Origin of the sequence: Globicatella sanguinis NBRC 15551, from assembly GCF_001552295.1 — a bacterium.
Taxonomy (GTDB): Bacteria; Bacillota; Bacilli; order Lactobacillales; family Aerococcaceae; genus Globicatella; species Globicatella sanguinis.
Genome location: NZ_BCQX01000173.1, coordinates 1 through 3,077 on the forward strand (window position 1 = coordinate 1; position 3,077 = coordinate 3,077).

The 3,077-nt window shown below is 37.3% G+C and carries 2 protein-coding genes and 1 riboswitch; of the genes, one reads left to right on the forward strand and one right to left on the reverse strand.

Annotated elements, in window-relative coordinates; genetic code table 11:
• Positions 1-251: 251 nt before the first annotated feature.
• A riboswitch (TPP riboswitch) is annotated at positions 252-340 on the forward strand.
• 27 nt (positions 341-367) lie between these two features.
• On the forward strand, positions 368-946 hold the full coding sequence (thiT, locus tag GSA01S_RS09805) for an energy-coupled thiamine transporter ThiT (RefSeq protein ID WP_066127106.1): 579 nt from the start codon (positions 368-370) through the stop codon (positions 944-946).
• Positions 947-1,525: 579 nt separating this feature from the next.
• Here thiT and GSA01S_RS09810 read toward each other — a convergent pair.
• Positions 1,526-2,458 carry a dihydroorotate dehydrogenase gene (locus tag GSA01S_RS09810; RefSeq protein WP_066127109.1) on the reverse strand — a complete coding sequence of 311 codons (933 nt, stop codon included), beginning with the start codon at positions 2,456-2,458 and terminating at the stop codon, positions 1,526-1,528.
• Between the last annotated feature and the right edge of the window lie 619 nt (positions 2,459-3,077).

A 3,077-nucleotide genomic window follows, 5' to 3' on the forward strand; every position in this document is an offset into this window, starting at 1 on the left:
AAAAATGTAACGGATATCGCTAAAAAATTAAATCGGGCCATCTAAACCATTTATAACGTCGTTAATTTTCTTGCCCACTCCCTGCTATTACCTTTTGGAAAATAAGTCCTATTAGCATTTGCAATGTTGTTAGAAATTTTTATGACTATTGCAACCTTCCAAATTATAAAAAGTTGAAAGTAATTGGTTTGTAACTTTAATTTTACTTTTTTCATTATTTTTGTTAGAATCATTATTAAAATATAGATTTCAACATAAACAAGGGGTGCCATATTGGCTGAGATTATACCCTTTATTGGATCAAGGTAATGCTTGCGTCAAGATGTTTAACTCCTTTTTTGTGTTGGTTAAGAAAAGGAGTTTTTTTATGTCAAAAATTAAGACACAAACGTTGATTGAGATTACTATCTGTGCCGCTTTAGCATTACTTATTGATTTGATGATTCCTTCGCCATCATGGAGTTTTAAGGTTTCTGTCAAGATGATTCCAATTATTATTCTTTCCTTACGTCGTGGTACATTGGCAGGTTGCTTGGGTGGATTTTTATGGGGATTACTCCAATACATTACCGGTAATGCGTATGTATTAACGTTAGTACAATTTGTAGTTGAATATTTTGTCGCTTTTGCAGTCATTGGTTTCGCTGGTTTCTTTGCACCTTATATGCAAAAAATATTAAAAGAAGAACCAACAAATCGTGTGAAACAATGGGGGATAGCTTCCATGGCGACAATAGTGGGATCATTAGCTCGTTATATCGTCCACTTTATTGCGGGGGTATCATTCTGGGGGTCTTATGCACCTGAAGGACAAAGTCCATATGTATACTCATTCCTAGTCAATGGGGGAGCGTTTCTATCTGAAACACTTTGCTGTATTATTGTATTAATTTTCCTAACACGTTCATTCCAACCTCTCTTACGCGTAAAAACATCAGGTTATTAATAAATTTTTTTAACGTTTGACTAACTCCTGCATCTTTAATCGTTTAATGATATAAATTAGGAATTATAAGTTATTTAATAATGAAGACCGTGTGACTTAGTTGAGTTGTTTATAGAGAGAGGGGTTAGTGCAACATCTTCGTTCACTAAGTAAAGACCCTTCATCGGAATCTTGATGAACCACTATGAGACTTATATAGAAGAGTAGTTAAGATCGTAATCACGCGTTAAGTGATTGAGGATAATCGGCAGATTATTAAGGTTTTGGGTAAAATCACGTGATTAAGGTCCCATTGATTGTTAAGGCAGTCAATGGGATCTTTATTTTTAAAGTTCTTTGTCAAATGATGTGGGGCACAGAAATTTTGGGGAGTGGGCCGACGAAGCGAAATTATTTAATTTTCAACTTCTTGCCCACTCCCACTTAATTATATATAGATAGTTTTTTCAATTAACTTACTAAGCATGTTCACTATAAACTGAAATTTAGTCTGTTATAATTCCCGCGTGATTGCTCATCACGGACAGTTATGGTAGTTGAATTTTTGTCGTTCAACTGCACCACGGACACTTAAGCCTGTTACCGGCCGTCGTGAAATCGAGCGACGGACACTTCGTGTATTAGAGTCTCTAAGCTTTCAATGCCTAATTCATCCATTCGCTGAGGGAGTTGGCTAATAATTGTTGGGCAAATCATCGGTTGATTATAATTTTCTGTCCCGATTTGAACAGCAGATGCGCCGGCCATATACATTTCTAGAACATCATCTACGGTCTTAATGCCACCTACTCCAATAATCGGTATCTTAACTGCTCCAGCAACTTGATAAATCATCCTTAAGGCAATGTGTTTTAAAGAAGTTCCAGATAACCCACCTGTCACCCCTCCTAAAATGGGCTGTCTACTTTCTAAATTAAAGGCCATACCCGTTATTGTATTAATCATTGTAATTGCGTCAGCTCCACCCTCTTCTGCTGCTTTTGCAATGCTAACAATATCCGTCACATTAGGCGTCAACTTAACATAGATGGGTAGATGAGTCACTGTTTTACATTGTTGGGTTAATTGTTTAACTACTTGTGGATCCGTGCCAAAAGAAATTCCTCCTTCTTTAACATTTGGACAAGAAACATTAAGTTCAATCGCACGGACATTCTCAGCTTGAGAGATTCGTTGACACATCTCGATATAATCTTCTTCTTTGGACCCCGCCACGCTGGCAATTACAGGAACATCATAATTCGCTAAGAATGGTAATTTCTCAGAAAGGACGGTCTTAATCCCCGGATTTTTCAAGCCAACAGAGTTTAACACAGCGTCATCACGGTGCACATATTGTGGTGCTGGGTTCCCTAATCGTTCTTCAAGCGTTGTACTCTTAATCACAATTGCGCCTAACACACCTAAGTCATAATGTTTGGCGAAAGATTCACCATAGCCAAAACAGCCTGAAGCTGGCATAACAGGATTTTTTAAAACGACACCTGGTAATTTTACTTGCAATCGATTCATAGTCTACCTCCTAATAATTAAACTGTGAGTGAATTCCAAACGATTTGTCTATCAACTAAAGTCAGCACACACATCCCACGGACTGTATGGTAATTGACTCAGTTAATTTCCCTCTCATTCATAACCGTTTTTTCATTTTCTCCTCCTATACAAAGAAGACCTCTCCTTCAACGCGGGCATGCGGAAAGAAGAGGTCCTGAAACGGCCACTTTTCATTACATACCTTCCCCGCCTCACAGGACGGTCGTTAAAGGATTGTATTTTTTAGTAATTATACCTGAAATATTTCTAATGTAAAGGTTTAATTTATCGTTTTGAATTAATTTAGTAAGGATGTTCGTAATAAACTGAAATTAGGTCGGGAAGTATGCGGCGTGATTGCTTGCCTATGACAGTTATGGCAGTTATGGCAGTTGAATTTACGTCATTCAACAATGCGACGGAAATTTTTCTCCTTATCTATCACTCCAAAAAGACTAACGATTCATCGATTGACTCTCCTGTTAGCTCCTCCATAACTAAAAATCCTTCCTTCTCATGACTCGGAAAACTATTTTAAAACACAGTATAAAGCACATACATTTTAATTACATAGAATACGGGAGTAGACCAGAAGTAG